At 63.0% G+C, this 18324-nt stretch carries 15 protein-coding genes and 1 pseudogene; 3 read left to right on the forward strand and 13 right to left on the reverse strand.

Annotated features, from left to right (window positions below; genetic code table 11):
* Positions 1-41: 41 nt before the first annotated feature.
* The 9 genes from IE095_RS12755 to IE095_RS12795 are packed head-to-tail and all read right to left on the reverse strand — an operon-like array spanning position 42 to position 11232.
* The gene (locus tag IE095_RS12755; protein ID WP_189412053.1) at positions 42-1643 is read right to left on the reverse strand and encodes a GMC family oxidoreductase; all 1602 of its coding nucleotides are present in this window, start codon (positions 1641-1643) and stop codon (positions 42-44) included.
* The gene (locus IE095_RS12760; RefSeq protein ID WP_229804768.1) at positions 1640-3148 is read right to left on the reverse strand and encodes an FGGY-family carbohydrate kinase; all 1509 of its coding nucleotides are present in this window, start codon (positions 3146-3148) and stop codon (positions 1640-1642) included. Before IE095_RS12760 ends, IE095_RS12755 begins: the two co-directional genes overlap by 4 nt.
* A complete protein-coding gene (locus IE095_RS12765) occupies positions 3138-3983 on the reverse strand; it encodes a class I fructose-bisphosphate aldolase (protein ID WP_189412054.1) in 846 nt (281 codons plus the stop codon). The genes IE095_RS12760 and IE095_RS12765 overlap by 11 nt, the downstream gene beginning before the upstream one ends.
* Positions 3980-5653 (reverse strand): glycerol-3-phosphate dehydrogenase/oxidase, encoded by a 1674-nt coding sequence (locus IE095_RS12770; protein WP_189412055.1) that lies wholly within the window; start codon positions 5651-5653, stop codon positions 3980-3982. The genes IE095_RS12765 and IE095_RS12770 overlap by 4 nt, the downstream gene beginning before the upstream one ends.
* A gap of 59 nt (positions 5654-5712) precedes the next feature.
* Entirely contained in the window at positions 5713-6705 is a 993-nt protein-coding gene (locus tag IE095_RS12775; RefSeq protein WP_189412056.1) for an aldo/keto reductase, read from the reverse strand.
* Positions 6702-7673: a sugar-binding transcriptional regulator gene (locus IE095_RS12780; RefSeq protein ID WP_189412057.1), complete on the reverse strand. Its 972-nt coding sequence runs from the start codon at positions 7671-7673 to the stop codon at positions 6702-6704. The genes IE095_RS12775 and IE095_RS12780 overlap by 4 nt, the downstream gene beginning before the upstream one ends.
* Positions 7670-8650 carry an ABC transporter permease gene (locus tag IE095_RS12785; RefSeq protein WP_189412058.1) on the reverse strand — a complete coding sequence of 327 codons (981 nt, stop codon included), beginning with the start codon at positions 8648-8650 and terminating at the stop codon, positions 7670-7672. Before IE095_RS12785 ends, IE095_RS12780 begins: the two co-directional genes overlap by 4 nt.
* Positions 8650-10164 (reverse strand): sugar ABC transporter ATP-binding protein, encoded by a 1515-nt coding sequence (locus IE095_RS12790; protein WP_189412059.1) that lies wholly within the window; start codon positions 10162-10164, stop codon positions 8650-8652. Before IE095_RS12790 ends, IE095_RS12785 begins: the two co-directional genes overlap by 1 nt.
* A 54-nt stretch (positions 10165-10218) precedes the next feature.
* Positions 10219-11232 (reverse strand): substrate-binding domain-containing protein, encoded by a 1014-nt coding sequence (locus IE095_RS12795; RefSeq protein WP_189412060.1) that lies wholly within the window; start codon positions 11230-11232, stop codon positions 10219-10221.
* A 524-nt stretch (positions 11233-11756) separates the two neighbouring features.
* Between IE095_RS12795 and IE095_RS12800 the strand changes: the two genes are divergently transcribed.
* The 3 genes from IE095_RS12800 to arsJ all read left to right on the forward strand — a co-directional run bounded on the left by IE095_RS12800 (position 11757) and on the right by arsJ (position 14889).
* Entirely contained in the window at positions 11757-12611 is an 855-nt protein-coding gene (locus IE095_RS12800; protein ID WP_189412061.1) for a metalloregulator ArsR/SmtB family transcription factor, read from the forward strand.
* A gap of 5 nt (positions 12612-12616) precedes the next feature.
* On the forward strand, positions 12617-13624 hold the full coding sequence (locus tag IE095_RS12805; protein ID WP_189412062.1) for an ArsJ-associated glyceraldehyde-3-phosphate dehydrogenase: 1008 nt from the start codon (positions 12617-12619) through the stop codon (positions 13622-13624).
* Between the two features lie 80 nt (positions 13625-13704).
* Positions 13705-14889: an organoarsenical effux MFS transporter ArsJ gene (arsJ, locus tag IE095_RS12810; protein ID WP_229804770.1), complete on the forward strand. Its 1185-nt coding sequence runs from the start codon at positions 13705-13707 to the stop codon at positions 14887-14889.
* Here the strand turns inward: arsJ and IE095_RS12815 are convergent.
* From IE095_RS12815 to IE095_RS12830, 4 genes and pseudogenes are all read right to left on the reverse strand, one after another.
* On the reverse strand, positions 14879-16036 hold the full coding sequence (locus tag IE095_RS12815) for an MFS transporter (protein ID WP_189412064.1): 1158 nt from the start codon (positions 16034-16036) through the stop codon (positions 14879-14881). The genes arsJ and IE095_RS12815 overlap by 11 nt on opposite strands.
* Positions 16027-17394 carry an NAD(P)-binding domain-containing protein gene (locus tag IE095_RS12820; protein WP_189412065.1) on the reverse strand — a complete coding sequence of 456 codons (1368 nt, stop codon included), beginning with the start codon at positions 17392-17394 and terminating at the stop codon, positions 16027-16029. Before IE095_RS12820 ends, IE095_RS12815 begins: the two co-directional genes overlap by 10 nt.
* 52 nt (positions 17395-17446) lie before the next feature.
* On the reverse strand, positions 17447-17749 hold the full coding sequence (locus IE095_RS12825; RefSeq protein ID WP_189412066.1) for an ArsR/SmtB family transcription factor: 303 nt from the start codon (positions 17747-17749) through the stop codon (positions 17447-17449).
* A gap of 56 nt (positions 17750-17805) precedes the next feature.
* A pseudogene (locus IE095_RS12830) lies at positions 17806-18058 on the reverse strand (IS5/IS1182 family transposase); the annotation flags it as partial.
* Between the last annotated feature and the right edge of the window lie 266 nt (positions 18059-18324).

An 18324-nucleotide genomic window follows, 5' to 3' on the forward strand; every position in this document is an offset into this window, starting at 1 on the left:
CTGGGGGCGCGGGGCAGTCTTGCATCTGGCTATCGGTTTGATCAGGTCGAACCAAGGATCATTCCCGCGGCTTTCTCGGCGATCATCACGACCGGCGAGGCGGTGTTACCCGACACGATGCGCGGCATAATGGAGGCATCGACGATGCGCAGGCTTTGCATGCCGTGGACTTTGAGGGTCGGGTCCACGACGGCCATCGGATCATGGCCCATCTTGCAGGTGCCGACCGGGTGAAAGATCGTGGTGGCGATGTCGCCCGCCTTTTGCGCCAGAGCGGCATCGGTCTGAAAGCCGGGGCCGGGCAGGAATTCCTGCGGCTGATAGGGGGCCAAGGCCTTGGCCGTCATAATCTGGCGCGCTTGGCGAATGGAGGTGACGGCGATGCGGCGGTCTTCCTCGGTGGACAGGTAGTTCAGGCGGATGTCGGGCTGAACCTCGGGGCGCGGGGTTGTGGCATGGACGTGGCCAAGGGATGTGGGCCGCAGGTTGCAGACGGAAACGGTGATGGCGGAAAAGGGATGCAGCGGGTCGCCGAGCCGGTCGGTGGACAGGGGTTGGACATGGTATTCAAGGTCTGGCGTGGCCTTGGATGGGTCTGATTTGGTGAAGATGCCAAACTGACTGGGGGCCATGGACATGGGGCCGCTGCGGGTGAGACCATAGTGCAGCGCGATGCGCGCCTTGCCCATCAGGTTGCCTGCCATGTCGTTCAGGGTCTTTGCGCCACTGATCTTGAAGACGGTCCTGATCTGCAAATGGTCTTGCAGGTTTTCGCCCACGCCCGGCAGATCATGGACAACGGGAATGCCCAGATCTGCGAGCCGGGCGCCTTGACCAATCCCCGACAATTCCAGCAGTTTTGGGCTGTTGATGGCCCCTGCGGCCAAGATCACCTCGGCCCCCGCTGTGGCGGAATGCGGCTGGTTGCCGAACAACCATTCCACCCCCACCGCCCGCCGCCCTTCGCAGCGGATGCGCGTCACCAAGGCCTTTGTCACAACCCGCAGATTGCCGCGCCGCAGGGCGGGGCGCAGAAAGCCGCGGGTGGTGTTCCAGCGGATGCCGCCCGATTGGTTCACCTCAAAAAAACCCGAGCCTTCATTGTCGCCATCGTTGAAATCAGCGCGGGGCTGGATGCCGAATTCGGCGGCCCCCGCCTGCACCGCTTTCAGAATGTCCCATTGCAGGCGTTGACGCTGCACCCGCCATTCGCCGCCTGATCCGTGCATTTCATTGGCCCCGTTCCAATGGTCTTCGGACCGCAAAAAATAGGGCAGCACATCGTCCCAGCCCCAGCCGACATTGCCCAACTGCCGCCAGCCGTCATAATCGGCAGCCTGACCGCGCATATAGATCATGCCGTTGATCGACGAACAGCCGCCCAGAACCTTGCCGCGCGGATAGGTCAGGCTGCGCCCGTTCAGGCCCGCCTCGGGCGCGGTTTTCATCATCCAGTCGGTGCGCGGATTGCCGATGCAATACAGATAGCCCACGGGGATCTTGACCCAATGATAGCGGTCCGACCCGCCCGCCTCGATCAGCAGGACACGGGTTTTGGGGTTGGCGGACAGGCGGTTGGCCAGAACGCAACCTGCCGTGCCCCCGCCGATGATGATGTAATCGTATTGGCCTTCGTTTTTCATGGCTGCCCCATGGCGGCAAGGTTAGACCAAAGCGGCTCCATGGCCGTGGTCAGGTGCGTCCAAAGCGCATAGCGGCGATCATGCAGGGCTTGGCGTTCTGGATCGGGCGAAAGGCTGGCGCGGGTCTGCGTCATTGCGGCGACTGCGTTTTCCAGATCAGGGTAAAGTCCGGCCCCCACGGCGGCGGCCATCGCGCCGCCCAGGGCCCCGGTTTCTTCGGCCTGCCCAAGGGTGACGGAAAGGCCCAGAACATCGGCCATCATCTGCGGCCAATAGGATGAGCGGGTGCCGCCCCCTGACAGAACCACGGTGCTGATTTCCGCCCCCGCCGCGCGCAGCACGGCCAGATGACGGCGGTGTTCAAAGGCGACGCCTTCATAAAGAGCGCGCAAAAGGTAGCCCTCGTCATGCCAGCCTGCGAGGCCAAAGAAATTCCCGCGCCGATGCGCGCCTTGGCGACTGCCATAAAGAAAGGGGTGGAACAGTGGATCATCCGCCGCCACGGGGGCCTGACCGACCAGCGCATTCACCTGCGCGAACGGATCATCGTGATGGCCCCCGCGTTCGATCAGAGTCCGCACATACCATTCCAGATTGGCGGCCGATGTGGCGCTGTTGTCCATATTGGCAAAGCGTTCCGGCCCAAAGGCGGTGACCATGAACAGGCGCGGATCGCGCAGCGGGGCCTTGGCAAAGACCTGGTTGACCGACCAACTGCCCAAGACGACCGAGGCTTGTCCCGGTTGAACAACGCCCGAACCCAAGGCCGAGGCGACCACGTCAAAAAAGCCCGCGACAACGGGCGTGCCCACGCGCAGACCCGTCGTCTGTGCCGCGTCTTGGGTCACATGGCCCACGGTATCGGTGGGTTGCAAAAGTGGGGGCAGCAGGGGCATCGCCTCGGCCAACCCATAAAGCGCCATCAGATCTGCGTCATAGCGCGCCTCGGGCAGGTGCAACATTCCCGCGCCGGACATATCGGATACGTCGCTGGACCGCACTCCGGTCAACTGCCAACTGACGATGTCCTTGGCAAAGCATAGCGTCCCCGCCTGGGCATAAATCTCGGGGCGATGCGTCTTGAGCCAAGCCAGCAGAACGGGCGTTTGCGATGGCCAAGGGCGTTGCAAGCAGATGTCGTGCAGCGCCGCGCCCGCGCGTTCATCCAGCTCTGTCGCCAAACCCGCCGCCCGCGTGTCGAGCGACTGGATGCCCAGCAGCGGTTGCCCCGCCTTGTCCAGCAGGTAAAGCCCGTTGCCATGCCCAGCCAACCCGATCGCGGCAATCTGGCCCGGATCAGCCCCCGCCTTGTCCAGACAGCCCGCAATCGCCGCCCGCGCATTGGCCCACAATTCGGCCACGGGCCGTTCCACCATCCCGGGCGCGGGTTTCAGTGTCACGCCGTCAACGCCATGCCGCGCGATCTGGCGGCCCGCCTGATCGAACAGCACCGCCTTGACCACGGTGTTGCCGATGTCGATGCCCAGCAGCAGATCATGCTCCACGGTTATAGATCTCCCAAGCCGCCGCCCCGTCGGCCCCATCATGGATGATCGCCATCAGCGCCGCCACCACCGCCTTTGGGTTGGCGTGCTGATAGATGTTGCGGCCATAGACGAGGCCCTTGGCCCCCTGCGCCACCAGCGCCGCCGACTTTTCCAGCACGATGCGCAGGTCTTCCTTACCGCCACCCCGCGCCAGAACGGGCACACGTGCCGCCTCGATCACCCGATGGAAATCCTCGGGGTTCGTCGTCGGATCGGCCTTGATGATATCCGCCCCCATTTCCATCGCCACGCGCACCAGCGTCACGATCTTTTCGGCGTCGCCATCGACCTGATACCCCCCCCGCACATCATTCGGCAGCATCACCAGCGGTTCGATCATCAGGGGCATGCCGTAGCGCGAACAATCGGCGCGGACGCGGGCGATGTTTTGCACGCATTGGCGAAAGAGGTCCGGTTCATCCGGCAGCATAAACAGGTTCACCACCACACAGGCCGCATCCATTTCGACGGCGGCCAGCACCGGATCGGCGGCGTTTTGCAATTCGGCCCACATCACGCGGTGCTTGGTGGCATTGTAGGGATTGCCCATATCGAGCCGCATGACCAGCGCCGGTTTGTCGCGTTCGGGGCGGGCTTGCAGCAGGTCTGCCTGACCGAGGCTCATCTGAATGGCATCCGGCCCTGCCTTGACCAGCATTTCGACGACATGGCCCATGTCCTCTAGCCCGTTCAGAAAGCTGGGTTCGTTGCAGACACCATGATCGACGGCCACGTCCAGGCAGCCCCCGTTGCGGAACAGGCGGTTCATGCGAACCTTTGGGGTGATTTTCATGGCGCAACTCCTTTGGGCGGGGCCAGACGGACCCCGTGATAGGTTTCAAGATCGCTGAGGAAGCGGGTGATTTCGGTTTGGGTTTGGGCATTCGTCCAGCCCAGTTCTTGGGCCATGACGCGGACGGTGGCGTCGATCAGGGGCAGGGACAATTCCCCCCGGATTGCCAAGGGGCTGCGCCTTTGCAGGACATCGGCCAGATGCAGCGCCTGTTCGTGGCGGATGAACCAAAGCACTTCGCCTTTGGTCATCACAACGCCCGGAAGGGCTTGATCCGGGACAGCGGCGCAGAAGGCGGCGACCTTGGGGGCCAACGCGCCGTAAAGGTCAACAAGATGGGCCTGCCGTGGGGCGGGAAGGTTCAGCCCCTTTGCAAACGCATCGGAAAAGCCCCGCCCGCCGCCAATCGCCAGATCGCGCGTGCTTTGCCGCCTGGTCAGGCCCAAATCCTGCAAGACCAAATCCGCGGTCTCCTCGGCAAAGGCGCGGTAGGTCGTCCATTTACCGCCCACCATGCCAATTTGGGGCACATTCCCCGCCAAGCGGCGCACGGCATGGCCGCGCGACATGCGCCCGGTAAAATCGGCCTTGCTGAAGGGCAGGGGGCGGATGCCCGCATAGCTGTAAACGATCTGATCCAGCGTGATGGTCACTTGGGGGAACAGGCCTGCAAGGCTGGTCAGGATGTAGTCCCGCTCCTCGGGTGAACAGGCGGTGCGGCTGGCCTTGTCCACCCGCAGATCGGTGGAACCCGCCAGAACCCGGCCCAGATAGGGAAAGACGATGCAGACCCGACCATCGGAATGTTCGTAATAGACCATATGGCCGTTCAAAGCCGCCAGAAGCGCCGGGTTTTCGAGGATCAGATGGGAGCCCTTGGTGCCCGAGACCAGCCTTTCCCCTAGGCGCGCGCCCAAGGCCGCTGCAGATTCATCAATCCAAGCGCCTGTGGCATTCACGATGATCCGGGCGCTGACCGTGAAGGTCCGGCCCGTCGCCGTATCGGTGAGAACGAGACCATCATCCTGCGCCAGTCGCGCATAATTCAGCGCGATGGCCTGCGGGTTCGCGGCTGTGGCGTCACCGATCAGTTCGATCCCCAGTCGTTCGGGATGCGAAATCCAGGCGTCGTGGTAGCTGGCCGAACAGCGCACTCTTGGCCCAAACGCGGGCCACATCGCCCGCGTCGCCGCCTGCCCGCGGAAACGGTGGCGCGGCAGCAACCGCTTGCGCCCGGTGATCCGGTCATAAAGCGCCAGCCCCAGCTTGATCGGCAAAGCCCCGCGCGGTTTGGGCCGCCCGGTAAAGCCCAGAAACCCCAGTGCCGCATTCGCCAGGCCCGATACCCAGCGTTCAATCGGAATGACGGTGGGCAAGGGTCGCACGAAATGCGGTGCATTGCGCAGCAGGCGGTCACGTTCGGCTAGGCTTTCCCGCACCAAGGCAATCTCGCCATTCTCTAGATACCGCAGACCGCCGTGGATCATCCGCGACGGGGCTGCCGAACAGCCGGAACAAAAGTCGTTCATTTCCACCAGCAAAACCCGCAGCCCCTGATGCGCCAGATCGTGAAAGACGCCGATCCCGTTGATCCCGCCGCCCACGACGATCACGTCGAAAGCCCCATCGCTTTCGATCCGCGCCAGTTTTTCTTGCCGGGTTTCAGGCATGACTTCTTCCTTTGCGAAGACGCGCTTCGCAGTTCTGGTCTTGTTGCTGTCGGTTCGTCTTAGGCGTTCATCGGCGTGAAATGGGTCGTGACGGCCCGGTGGATGGTCTCCAATTCCTCGGGCGTTAGCCGCAACCGCCCCGCCTGCGCGTTTTCGCGCGCCTGATGCGGATTGCGCGCCCCGCACAGGGCAAAGGTCAGCCCCGGTTGCGCCAAGGTCCAGGCGATGACGATCTGCGCCGGCTGGGCCTCATGCGCCGCCGCAATCGGGCGGATGGTTTCCATCAAACGGTCCACCCGCGCGCGGCTTTCAAAGGAAAAGCGCGGGTCTTGCAGCCGCTGATCATCGCCTGAAAACACGCGATCTGCGCCGATGCCCCCTGACAATAGCCCCAGCGCCAGTACCGAATAGCCCATCACCGAAATCCCCGCTGTGCGGCAGGTCGGCAGATGCGTTGTTTCGATCCGACGGGTCAGCATCGAATATTCCTCTTGCACCACCGCGATCCCCCCCGCCGCACGATAGGCCGCGAGTTCCGCCGCGTCGGTGTTCGAGGCGCCAAAGGCCAGAATCTTGCCCTCGGCTTGCAGCGCCTTCAGCGTTTCGACGGTTTCGTCCACGGGCGTCGTCGCGTCCTGCCAATGGGTGATGTAAAGGTCGATCCGGTCGGTGTTCAGCCGTTTCAGGCTTTGCTCCACCTCATACCGGATCGCCGCCGCGCTCAGGTCGCGGTGAACCGGCTTGTCGGCTTGGGAAAAGAAATAGGGGCCACGGGCCGCATGCCAGACGAGCCCGCATTTCGTCACCACCACCACATCATCCCGCCGCCCCTTGATTGCCCGACCCACCACCGTTTCGGCATGGCCAAGACCATAGGCGGGGGCGGTGTCGATCAGGGTGATGCCTTCGTCCAAGCCCGCGCGGATCGCGTCTTCGGCGGCGGCATCATCGGTGCCGCCCCACATCCAGCCGCCAATGGCCCAGGTGCCCAGCCCCACGGCCGAGGCGAAACGCCCTGTCGTGCCGATCTCGCGGGATAACATCGGGTTCATGCGCTTGCTCCATTCGTTTCAACAATGCGGCTGGCGGTGTCTTCATCCGTCACCAGCGTCGATACATAGCCACCCCGCAGGACCGACCGGACCGGCCCCACCTTGTCGTCGCCCGCCGCCACAGCCACTACCCGGTCACAGCGACGGATTTCATCGGGGCGCAGCGCCACCAGCCTTTGGTTCAGTGCGAAGTTCGCCACTTGTCCCCGGTCATGCACCAGATGGCCCAGAAATTCCGCCATGACGCCCAACCCCGGCAACATCGCCCGGTCGGGGGGCGACAGGGGATGCAAATCGAAATAGGACGACCCCGGCGTGGTGATCGACCCGATGCCGACCAGACAGGCCGTGGCCCGTCGGGCCAGATCCAGCACCTCTTTCACCGCCCCCAGATTCATCAGCATTTCCCGTTGATCCGCCCGTTCGGCAAACAAGGGCGCGTGCAGTTGCAGCGACCGCCCGCCCAGCCGTTCCGCCATGCGCGAGGCCAGATGGTTCACATCGGTATGATACTTGCCCTGCACCCCACCCGTCAGCGGCACGACCTGCACGTCGATGGGCCTTTCCACCAGCATGGCATCGACAACCGCCGCCACTGCTTTACCGCCGGATATGCCCAGAATGTCGCCATCGCGCAGGGTTTCCGCCAGATGCGCCGCCGCCGCCTGACCCACCTGCGAAAGCCGCGTGCCGTCATTGTCGGACACGGTGGGCGACACGATGGCTGCCTTGACAAGATCGGTTCCGACCAGCCTCGCCTCCAGATCCATCAGCCGCTGAAAGGGTGTCTCGATGGCGATCTTGACCATGCCCATCCTTCGCGCCTGCGCGATGATCCGGTTCACCTTCGATGTGGAAAGGTTCATCTCCTCGGCAATCTCGGACTGTTTGCGCCCTTCGATGAAATGCCGCACCAGCACGGCGTGCATTTGTCGCATCGAGGTGAAATCATTGCTCACGTCGTTCATGCCCGCCCCCCCATGGCCTGCCGCTTGACAAGGTAATGGTCAAAGGTGACGGCGGCCAAGAGGATCGAGCCGCGGATGATGTCCTGCCAATAGACCGAGACATTCAGGAGGGCGAGCGAGGAGGACACCAGCGACAGCAGGATCGCCCCAAGGATCGCGCCCAGAATGGTGCCCTTGCCGCCCGACAGGCTGGCCCCGCCAATGACGGCGGCGGCGATCACGTTCAGCTCCATCCCCACCCCAAAGGTCGGTTGGGCCGAACCAAAGCGCGCCATATAGATGATGCCCGCCACACCGCAGAGCGTGGAACACAGGACCGTCGTCAGAAAGATCACGCGCTTGGTGCGGATGCCGGAATAGGCGGCGGCTTTTTCATTGCTGCCCGTGTAATAGACCAGCCGAAAGGCGGTGGTGCGGCGCAAAAGGAAGTCGAAGACGGCGACGAACAGCACAAAGATGATGATCGCCACGGGGATCACGCCGATGGAGCCGATGCCGATCCATTTGAAATTCTCGGGCAGTTCGAACAGGCCCAAGGGCCGCCCGCCTGTGCCCAGCAGGCAAAGCCCGCGCGCGATCACCATCGCGGCCAGCGACACGATGAAATGATGTAGGCCCACATAGGTCACGAAAAACCCCATGATCGCACCGACGCCCGCGCAGACCAGAATGGCGATAAGTGAAGCCAGCCACGGGTCCATCCCATTCAGAAACAGCAGGCCCGCCACCACCATCGCCAAGGCCGTCACCGACCCGACCGAAAGGTCAATGCCGCCGGAGATCAGCAGGATGGTCATGCCGACGACGACAATCGCCTCGACCGAAAAGGCCATCGTCATCGCCCGCATATTCGTCCAGGTCAGGAAATGCGGCGAGGCAAAGGTCATGATCAGGAACAGGGCCAAAATGATCAGCACAAGGCCGGTTTCACGGGCCCCGAACAGGCGCGACAGGAAGGTTTGGCGTTGCGTTTCCATCAGTTCTGGTTCCTGCTTGCGGCCAGCGCACCCGGCGCGGCCAAGGTCATAATCTTCGCTTCGGTGATGTCCGGGCCGGACAATTCGCCCGTGAGGCGGCCTTCGCTGACCACCATCACGCGGTCGCACAGGCCGATCAGTTCCGGCATTTCCGAAGAAATCACCGCGATGCCCACGCCGCTTTCGGCCAGACCGCGCAGGATGGCGTGAATTTCCGCCTTGGCCCCGACATCGACACCCCGCGTCGGTTCGTCCAGAAAGATCACCCTTGGCTTCACCGCCAACAGTTTCGCCAGCGCCACCTTTTGCTGATTGCCGCCCGAAAGTGAGGCGACGCGGTGCCCCATACTGCCCGCCTTGAGCCGCAGCGTTTCGCCGATGCTTTGCGCCTGCGCCGTCTCTGCCCCGCTATCGATCACCCCGAAGCGCCCCGCCACTTGCCGCAGGTTCAGGGCCGACACATTCGCGGCAATCGGCATGTCCAGAAAGATGCCATCGCCTTTGCGGTCTTCGGACAGATAGACGATCCCCCGCGCGATGCAGTCGGCATAGTCACGCAAGACGACCTCTTGCCCGTTCAGCCACACCCGCCCCTTCGCCGCGCCTTCCAGCCGCGTCACGCCGCGCGCAATTTCGCTGCGCCCCGCGCCGATCAGCCCGCCGATGCCCAGAATTTCGCCCTTGTGAAGGGTGAAGGATACGTCCTGATAGCGGCGGTCTGTCAGCCCCTGCACTCGCAGGATTTCCGCCCCGCGTTCTCCATTCATTTTGGGCGGATAAAGCGTGTCCAGCTTGCGCCCGACCATGGCGTTGACCACGTCGCTGGGCGTCAGATCGGCAACTTCATCGGTGCGGATATGCTGACCGTCGCGCATCACCGTCACCCGGTCGCAGTTCGCAAAAATCTCGGCCATGCGGTGCGAGATGTAGATGATCCCGATCCCCCGCGCCGCCAGCCCCCGCAGGATGGTGAACAGCTTTTGCGCCTCAAGCTCGGTCAGCGCCGCCGTGGGTTCGTCCAAGATCAGGATGCGGCAATCCAGCGTCAGCGCCTTTGCAATCTCAACCAACTGCTGTTGGGAAATCGACAACCGCCCCGCCGGAAGCCTTGGGTCAATCTCGGCCAAAGGCGCCAGCACCGCCCGCGCCCGTGCCACCAAATCGGCACTGTCCATCAAGGGGCGCTTGGTCTGCGCCGTCCGCGCCATAAAAATGTTCTCCGCCACCGAAATATCGGCGCAAAGCGCGATTTCCTGATGCACCAGCCCGATGCCCAGCCGCTGTGCCGTCGCTGGTCCGTCGATCTGCACCCGTTGGCCATCGATGCGGATTTCGCCGCTGCTGGGCTGCAAGATGCCGTCGATGATGTTCATCAGGGTCGATTTTCCCGCCCCGTTTTCCCCCATCAGGGCATGGATTTCCCCCGCCCGCAATTCCAACTGCGCGCCCCGCAGCGCCTTGATCGCCCCAAAGGACTTGTGAATGTCGGACAGTTGCAGAAGCGGCGGGGTCATGGGTTCTTTCCGTCAGGGATTTGCCCCGCCACCAAAGCGGCGGGGCGATAGGGTTCAGTTCCGGCCAGCCATGTATTGTTCCAACACAAAGCTGTCGGCATTGTCCTTGGTGATCACGGCAAAGCCGTTGTCCACAAAGGGGATCTGCATCGGGTTGAAACCCGAAACCTTATAGTCGTTGAACGGGTCGATGACGTCCGAATGCGCCCCAAGGAAGGTGTTCATGAAACCCACGAAGCCCTGAATCCCCTGGTTCGGGTTCAGCGCCATATGGATGTTCCCCGCCTTGATCTCTTCCAGCGTCGTTGGCGAAATATCGGCATGGATGATCATCAGCGTGTCGCCCGCCGCTTTCACCGCCGAAACCGCCCCTTCGGCCGAACCGGATTCCGGGATCCAAAGCGCCGCCAGATCGGGGTTCGCCTGCAACATGGCCGACACGGCGGTAAAGGCCGCGTTCGGGTCTTGGTTCGTCGCCTGACGCCCCACCAATTTCATATTGGGATAGTTCTTTTCCATATAGGCGATCAGTGCCGTCACCCGCAGGTCGTGGTTCGACTGCCCCGGATTTTCCAGCACCGCATATTCCGCGCTGTCGCCCACCACCTTCACGATCTCTTCCGCCGCGAATTTGGCTTCGGCCAGATTGTCTGACGTGACATAGGCCGTCCGCTTCGACTTTGGCGAATCCGCCGCAAAGGTCGTCACCGAAACGCCTGCCTCAATCGCCCGGTTGATCGGGTCGATGAAGGGGTCTGCCTGCATTGGATGCAGCAGGATGCCTTTCGGATTGGTCACCAGATCCTGCTCGAACGAGGCGATCTGCTTGGTGATGTCATAGTCCGGCGTGCCCGAGAACACGGCCTCGCAACCCATCGCGTCGGCAGCCTGTTTGAAGCCTTCGAACACGGGAACCCAATAGGGATGGCCCATCACCATCACGTTCATCACATAGGTCTCCCCCGGCTCGCAGGCCAAGGTCTTTTCTTGCGCCATTGCGGCTGGGGACAGGCCCAGCAGCGTGATGGCCGACGCACTGCTCAGGATCAGTGTCTTGACGTAACTCATGTTTTCCTCCCTCGACAAAGGCGCTTGGCGCCGATTCTGCAAGATTTTTCGCAAACTGAAAGACATTGCATGAAGGGGTCTAGGGTGGGGATTGCCGGGCGTCAAAATATTTGTGAATTTATATCGTATAGTGAAATTTATTGCGAACGGCGGGAGCGGCAGGTTCGTTCGCGCGTGGCGTTCTACAGAGAAGATCATCGCGCTGTTGATCAACTGGCTAATCAAGCCCTTCAGCCGTTCGCCCCTCGTCATGGCCGCCACGTCGCCCAAGACGGGGACCGTGCGAACGGATGCCGCGACCTGACCCAGCATCCCGAAGCGTGCGATGATGGTCCCGCCCACCATAGCCACCACCAAACCCACTGCCACATAGGCAGGGGCTACCGGCCAAATGAAGATCGAGGTCGGCAGGATCAGCGAGGCCAATGGTCGCCGTGATCTGGATCAATCAAGGGAACGACTTGGGAGCCCGTGTCATGAAACCTTCATTGGATGCACGAAAACATTTCCTATAATCGGGAATAATGGAACAGAATCGCGCCGCTCATGCCTTTGCTACCCTGGGTCACCCCGGCCGGCTGGCTGTCTTTCGCCTGCTGATGCGCTTTGCTCCGCAGGGTGTGCGCCCGACCGAGATCGCCGAGGCGCTTGGCCTGAAACAGAACACTCTGTCGCATCACCTTGCTGACCTCACAGCCTCTGGCCTTGTCAGTGTCGAACGGCAGGGCCGGTCCCTTTACTACGCGGTCGATTTCGACGCGACCGAAGGGCTGATCGGCTACCTCGCCCTCGATGTCGGTCGGGCCCGGCCCGATCTCATCACCCCGCTGCTTTCCGTTCAAAAGGATACCGCAGAAATGTCTGCTCCCCATCGTGACACAAACTTCAATGTGCTCTTCATTTGCTCGGGCAACTCGGCCCGCTCAATCTTTGCTGAGGCGCTGCTGCGTGATCTGGGCAAGGGCAAGTTGCAAGCATTCTCGGCCGGAACGCGCCCCAACACGGCGCTGAACCCCTTCGCGCTGGAAATCCTGAAGCGCAACGGACATGACACCGCTGCTCTGCGCTCCAAGCACATATCCGAGTTCCAACAGCCCGACTCGATCGTGATGGATTTCGTTTTTACCGTCTGCGATACGGCGGCGGCCGAAGAGTGCCCGCCATGGCCGGGCCAGCCGATCACCGGCCACTGGGGCCTGCCTGACCCGGTAAAGGCGACCGGCACCGATGCGGAAAAGGCGCTGGTTTTCGCGCAGACCTATGCCGCGCTGCGCCGCCGAATCATGACGTTTGTCGAGCTGCCCTTCGCGTCGCTGAACCGTATGTCGCTGCAATCCCGCGTGGACGCCATCGGCACCGACGCACAAGCAAAGGCCTGATCCGCATGACCCGTATTGCCCTGAACGGCCTTGGCCGCATTGGAAAACTTGTTCTTCGGGACCTGATCGACACCGGCGCGGGTGGCGAGATGGTCCTTTTGAACGATCCTGTCGGCGATGCTGAGCAGCATGCCCTTTTGATGGAGTTCGACTCGGTCCATGGCCGCTGGCGCACGCCGGTCAGCGCGGCGGGAGGTGCGCTTGTCCTGGACGGTCGGACCATCCGTCTGACACATGAGAAAACCATCGAGGCGCTGCCGCTGGGGGAACTCGGCGTCGATCTGGTCATCGACTGCACTGGCGTCTTTAAGACCGCCGCCAAGGTCGCGCCCTATTACGCGGCTGGCGTAAAGAAGGTTGTCGTCTCGGCCCCGGTCAAGGACGGCGGCGCGCTGAACCTTGTCTATGGGGTGAACCACAATCTTTATGACGGTTCGCAACCCCTGATCACGGCGGCAAGTTGCACGACCAACTGCCTTGCCCCGGTGGTCAAGGTGGTCCACGAGTCGCTGGGCATTCGCCATGGGTCGATCACGACGATCCATGACGTGACGAACACCCAGACCATCGTGGACCGTCCGGCCAAGGACATGCGCCGCGCGAGGTCTGCACTGATGAACCTGATCCCGACGACCACAGGGTCCGCTACGGCGATCACCTTGATCTATCCCGAACTGAAGGGCCGTCTGAACGGTCACGCCGTGCGCGTGCCGCTGCTGAATGCCTCCCTTACGGACTGCGTGTTCGAGGTGGAGCGGGCGACCACGGTCGAGGAAGTGAACGCGCTGTTCAAGGCGGCTGCTGAGGGCCCGCTGAAGGGTATCCTCGGGTTTGAGACCCGGCCCCTCGTATCCTGCGACTTCATCAACGATCCGCGGTCGTCCGTCGTCGATGGACCGTCCACCATGGTCATCAACGGGACGCAGGTGAAGATCTATGCTTGGTATGACAACGAATGGGGCTATGCCTGTCGGCTTGCCGACATCGCGCGGATGGTGGCGGGGTCGCTGTGACCGACGCCGCAAACTCGGCGGCGCCGCCGCCCAACCCGCTTCGCGCCTATGTCGCCGTTACTGCGGCCTACTGGGCCTTTATGCTGTCCGACGGCGCGCTGCGCATGTTGGTGCTGTTGCACTTCAACGGTCTCGGCTTTACGCCGATCCAGCTGGCCTGGCTGTTCCTGCTGTATGAGGTGGCGGGCGTCATCACGAACCTTGCGGCAGGTTGGCTCGCGGCACGCTTCGGGCTGGCCGCGACGCTTTACGGCGGTTTGGCTTTGCAGATTGGGGCGCTGGTGGCTCTGGCGCAGCTTGATCCGTCTTGGGGTGTCGCCGCCTCTGTCGCCTTTGTGATGGCGGTGCAGGGTGTGTCGGGCGTGGCCAAGGATCTGGCCAAGATGTCCTCCAAATCGGCGGTCAAGCTTTTGGCGCCAAAGGAAGACGGGGGCCTTTTCCGCTGGGTCGCACTGCTCACCGGCTCAAAGAACGCAGTGAAGGGTCTGGGCTTCTTCCTTGGTGCGGCCCTTCTGGCCTTGGCGGGGTTTAAGGCGGCGGTCTGGGGCCTGGCGGTCGTGCTTGGGGTGATCCTGATCGCTGTCGTCCTGTTCCTGCCCGCAGGCTTGCCGGGCCGGATGAAATCAGAGGAAGCCTGGGGCGGCTGGCGGTCGAAAGACCCGCGCGTGAACCGTCTGTCCTTGGCGCGGATGTTCCTCTTTGGCGCGCGTGACGTGTGGTTCGTGGTGGGCATTCCAGTCTACTTTCAGGCTGTCCTGTCTGACGGCACATCCGAGGGTCGCCGCGAGGCCTTCTTCCTCATCGGCAGCTTTCTGGCGCTCTGGATCATCGCCTATGGCGCGGTGCAGGCCTTCGCGCCCCGGCTTCTCGGTGGGAGAGGCCAGCCCGAGGCGGAGACCACCCGCAAGGCGATCCTCTGGGCTGGACTTTTGGTGCCGGTCCCCTTCCTGCTGGCGGGGGCGGCCTGGGCAGCGGGCGAACCAGCACCGTGGCTAACGGCGACGCTGATTGCGGGCCTGCTGCTGTTCGGCTTCGTCTTCGCGGTCAACTCCTCGGTCCATTCCTATTTGATCCTCGCCTTCGGATCGGCGGAACGGATCACACGGGATGTGGGGTTCTACTACATGGCCAACGCCGCAGGCCGGCTGATCGGCACGCTGCTGTCGGGCCTCAGCTATCAGGTCGGCGGCCTGCCGCTCTGCCTCACCTCAGCGGGCGTGATGGCACTCGCCTCGTGGCTGGCCGCAAGGCGTCTCAGCGCCTGAGGATCAGCAGGGCCGCCGTGGCCAGGGCGCCGATCCCTGCCGTCAGCCAGATCGCGTTCAGCCCCCAAGCGGCAAGGGCCGCGCCAAAGACCAGCGGCGCGGTTGCCTGCAAGATACGAGCCGGAGCATTCAGCCAGCCCAGCCGAGCGCCATAGCCTGAGGGTCCGAAGAGCGCGAGTGGTAGGGTGCCCTTGGCAATGGTCAGGATCCCGTTTCCTGCGCCGTGCAGAAGGGCGAAGGCATAGGCCGCCGGACCGCCGAAGACCACGAGGCAGACAGCGGCAACCGGATGCGCCGAGGCTGCCAGCCGGGCCGAGGCAAGGGGATGGAAGCGCCGCAAAAGGCCGAATTCCAGCACCCGCGCCGCCACCTGGGCGGGGCCAATCAGCGCGCCTGCGGCGATTGCCACAGCCGGGCTGGACCCCGCCGCCTGCAACAGCCCCGGCAGATGCGCCGCCATGGCGGTCGAATTGAACCAGGTCGCCGCAAAGACAAAGGCCAAGAGCCAGAGCGCATGGCGCGGTGGCGGCGGCCCCTCTGCCAGTGCAGCGTCTGGGACGACGATCTTCTGTGACCCTTTCGGCAAAACCGCATTCAATGGTAAAGCTAGGAGCAGATGGATCAGCGCCCAGCCAAGACAGGCCTCGCGCCAGCCCCAGGTTGCCAGCATCAGCCCGGACAGAGGCCAGCCCACTGTGCTGGCAAACCCGGCAATCAGCGTGATGCCAGTGATTGGTCCCCGCGCCGCCTTGCCGTAGATGGCCGCCAGCGCCGCAAAGGCCGCCTCATAGAGCCCGATGCCCATGCCAAGCCCGATAATGGCCCATCCGGCGAAGAAAACCGGCAGTGACGGCGCAACAGCCAGAAGCGTCAATCCGATCGCAAAGACCAGGTTTGACAGCATCAGCACGCCTCGCCCGCCGATCCGGTCGATCCGCGCCCCGGCCCATGGTCCAACCGTGGCCGAAACCACCATCGCCATGGAAAACGCCCCGAACACCCAGACGGGCGACAAGCCGAAGCTTGCCGCCATCGGGGCCGATAGGACAGCGGGGATATAGTAACTCGACGCCCAACCGATCGTCTGGGCAATGCCAAGGCTGGTGACGATCCAACCGCGATGGGCGGGTGGCAGAGTCAACAGCATGCGGCGACCTTGGATGCTTCGCCCGCCGTCCCGCAGCCGCAACCCGACGCTCCGCTGTCTTTAGCCGCTTCATCCCTGACACAGCAGGCATCGGCCCGCGTCTTGGCAGGTCCGCCGCAACACCCCTGCGCCGCGGCTTGCGCCGCCTGCGGACCCGGGCCGGAACAGACGCCTGTTTCGGGCAGAACGAGTTCCACCCGGGCGGCGGCATCATGGTCTCCGGCCAGAGCGGCAACGATGGAGCGCACCTGCTCATGCCCTGTCGCCAAAAGGAAGGTCGGCGCCCGGCCATAGGATTTCATCCCGGCGATGTAGAAGCCGGGTTCAGGATGCGCGAGTTCCAAGGCCCCGTGCGGCCGGACCGTGCCGCAAGAATGCTGGTTCGGGTCGATCAGCGGCGCAAGAGTCGGTGGGCATTCCAGCGCCGGATCCAGTGCCACCCGAACCTCCCGCAGGAAGGACAGGTCGGGCCGGAACCCCGTTGCGATCACCAGTTCGTCGACCTCGACCTGTCTGCCATCTGCGGCAACCACCCACAGCGGGCCGGTTCCCGCGACGGAGGCAAGATGGAACCGGTTTTCCACGCGGATGCGACCTTGGTCCACCAATTGCGCAAGGTCGGTTCCAAGGGCTCCCCGTGCTGCCAACTGGTCGGCCTCACCACCGCCCAAGGCGCGCGTGATCGTCGCAGCGCGGCAGAGCCAGACGACCTGTGTATCGGGAAGACCGGACAGCGCGATCAGCGTGCCAATCGCCGAATGACCACCGCCAAGGACCGCCAGCCGCTTGCCCGAAAAGCGCGCGCGGTCCTGCCCCGCCACATCGGGCATGCCGTAGGAGATCCGCGCGTTGCCGCTTTCTCCCGGCACGGGGCGGCCCGCTCCACCCGGGTTGGGCTGGAACCACGTCCCGGTGGCGTCAATCACCGCATCGGCGCGATGCCACTCCAGACCTTCCACGCCGTCGGTTTCGATCAGGAAGGGCGCCCTCTCGCGTCCCGTGTCCTTGACCTTGTCGATCCCCTCGCGCCAAACCGCGATGACGCGGCGACCAAGCCGCAACCATGGTGCAAGAGACTGACCAAGCGGGGCCAGGTAATCCGTCACCAGATCGCCCCCTGTCGGATGCAGGTCGGGGTTTGGTCTTTGCCAGCCTGTCTGCGCAAGCCGACGTGCTGCCGCTGCATCAATATTGTAGCGCCAGTTCGAGAACATGGGGACATGGCCCCACGCCCGAACGGCTTGGGCGACGGCCTCACCCTGCTCGAGGATCAGGGGAACCATTCCACGTTCCAGCACATGCGCTGCTGCGGCAAGGCCGACCGGACCGGCACCTAGGATCGCAACTGTCTTTGTCATTCCGCAGTTCCTTTCTGCTAGAAATATCGAAATTCAGGGTATGGAAGGGCCGTCATGGGCCCGTGGCGCAAGCGTCCACGCAGCATTCGGCGACCAGATCATCGATGAGCCCCCGCATCACCGGATAGTTGGTCCTGCACAGAAGCGAAGTGCCGATCCGTTCCTGCTGAATCAGCTCGACCTGAACCAGCGCACGACAATGGTGTGATAGCGTGGATCCTGGAATGCCTAGCTTTTCCTGAATCTGGCCCATTGAAAGCCCGGTGTCGCCTGCCCGCACGAGCAGCCGATACAAGCGCAAACGTGTCGGGTTCCCCAGTGCGGCAAGGCGAGAAGCGGCAAGATCGATGTTCATGGAGACGACTCCTTATTCGGTATTTCTAGTTTTATCGAATGACCGTGTCAATCGTCGATATGGAACCTCGTGGGGCGGGTGAAGCCACCGATCGAACGGCCGAAACTTTGGTGTGAGGTTCCCCTGTCGCGCCCGCTGCCTGATGATGGGGCGGATCACAGTGCTGTCGATCATCTGGAGAGCGTCGGGGACCAGCCCGCTGTCGTTCAGGGCCCGCTGTATCCCATCCCGCAGCCCGGCCAGGCTCTAACGTCGGACCTGGCGGTAGACGGACGACCATTTGCCATACTCTTCGGGCAGGTCAAGCCAACGGACGTTTGGCATGGAACCGAGAAGACCAGGCGCCCCTTCGGTGACTGTCGAGAGGTCTGGTCCCAATTCTTAACCCAAACGTGATCTTCGCGCTGGCGACTGCCCCGGCAGGGCGCGCAACATTTGGGGTCAGGATGGGGTTGGGTTGAGGTGCGAAATTACCCAATGAAATCAAAGGAAAATGGCGGAGGGGATGGGTCTGGAATCCAACCTTCTCTTGTGGATGCCGCCCTCATTTGCAAGGAATTTCTGAACATTAGACA

It is taken from the genome of Neogemmobacter tilapiae, assembly GCF_014652215.1.
GTDB classification, from domain to species: Bacteria; Pseudomonadota; Alphaproteobacteria; order Rhodobacterales; family Rhodobacteraceae; genus Neogemmobacter; species Neogemmobacter tilapiae.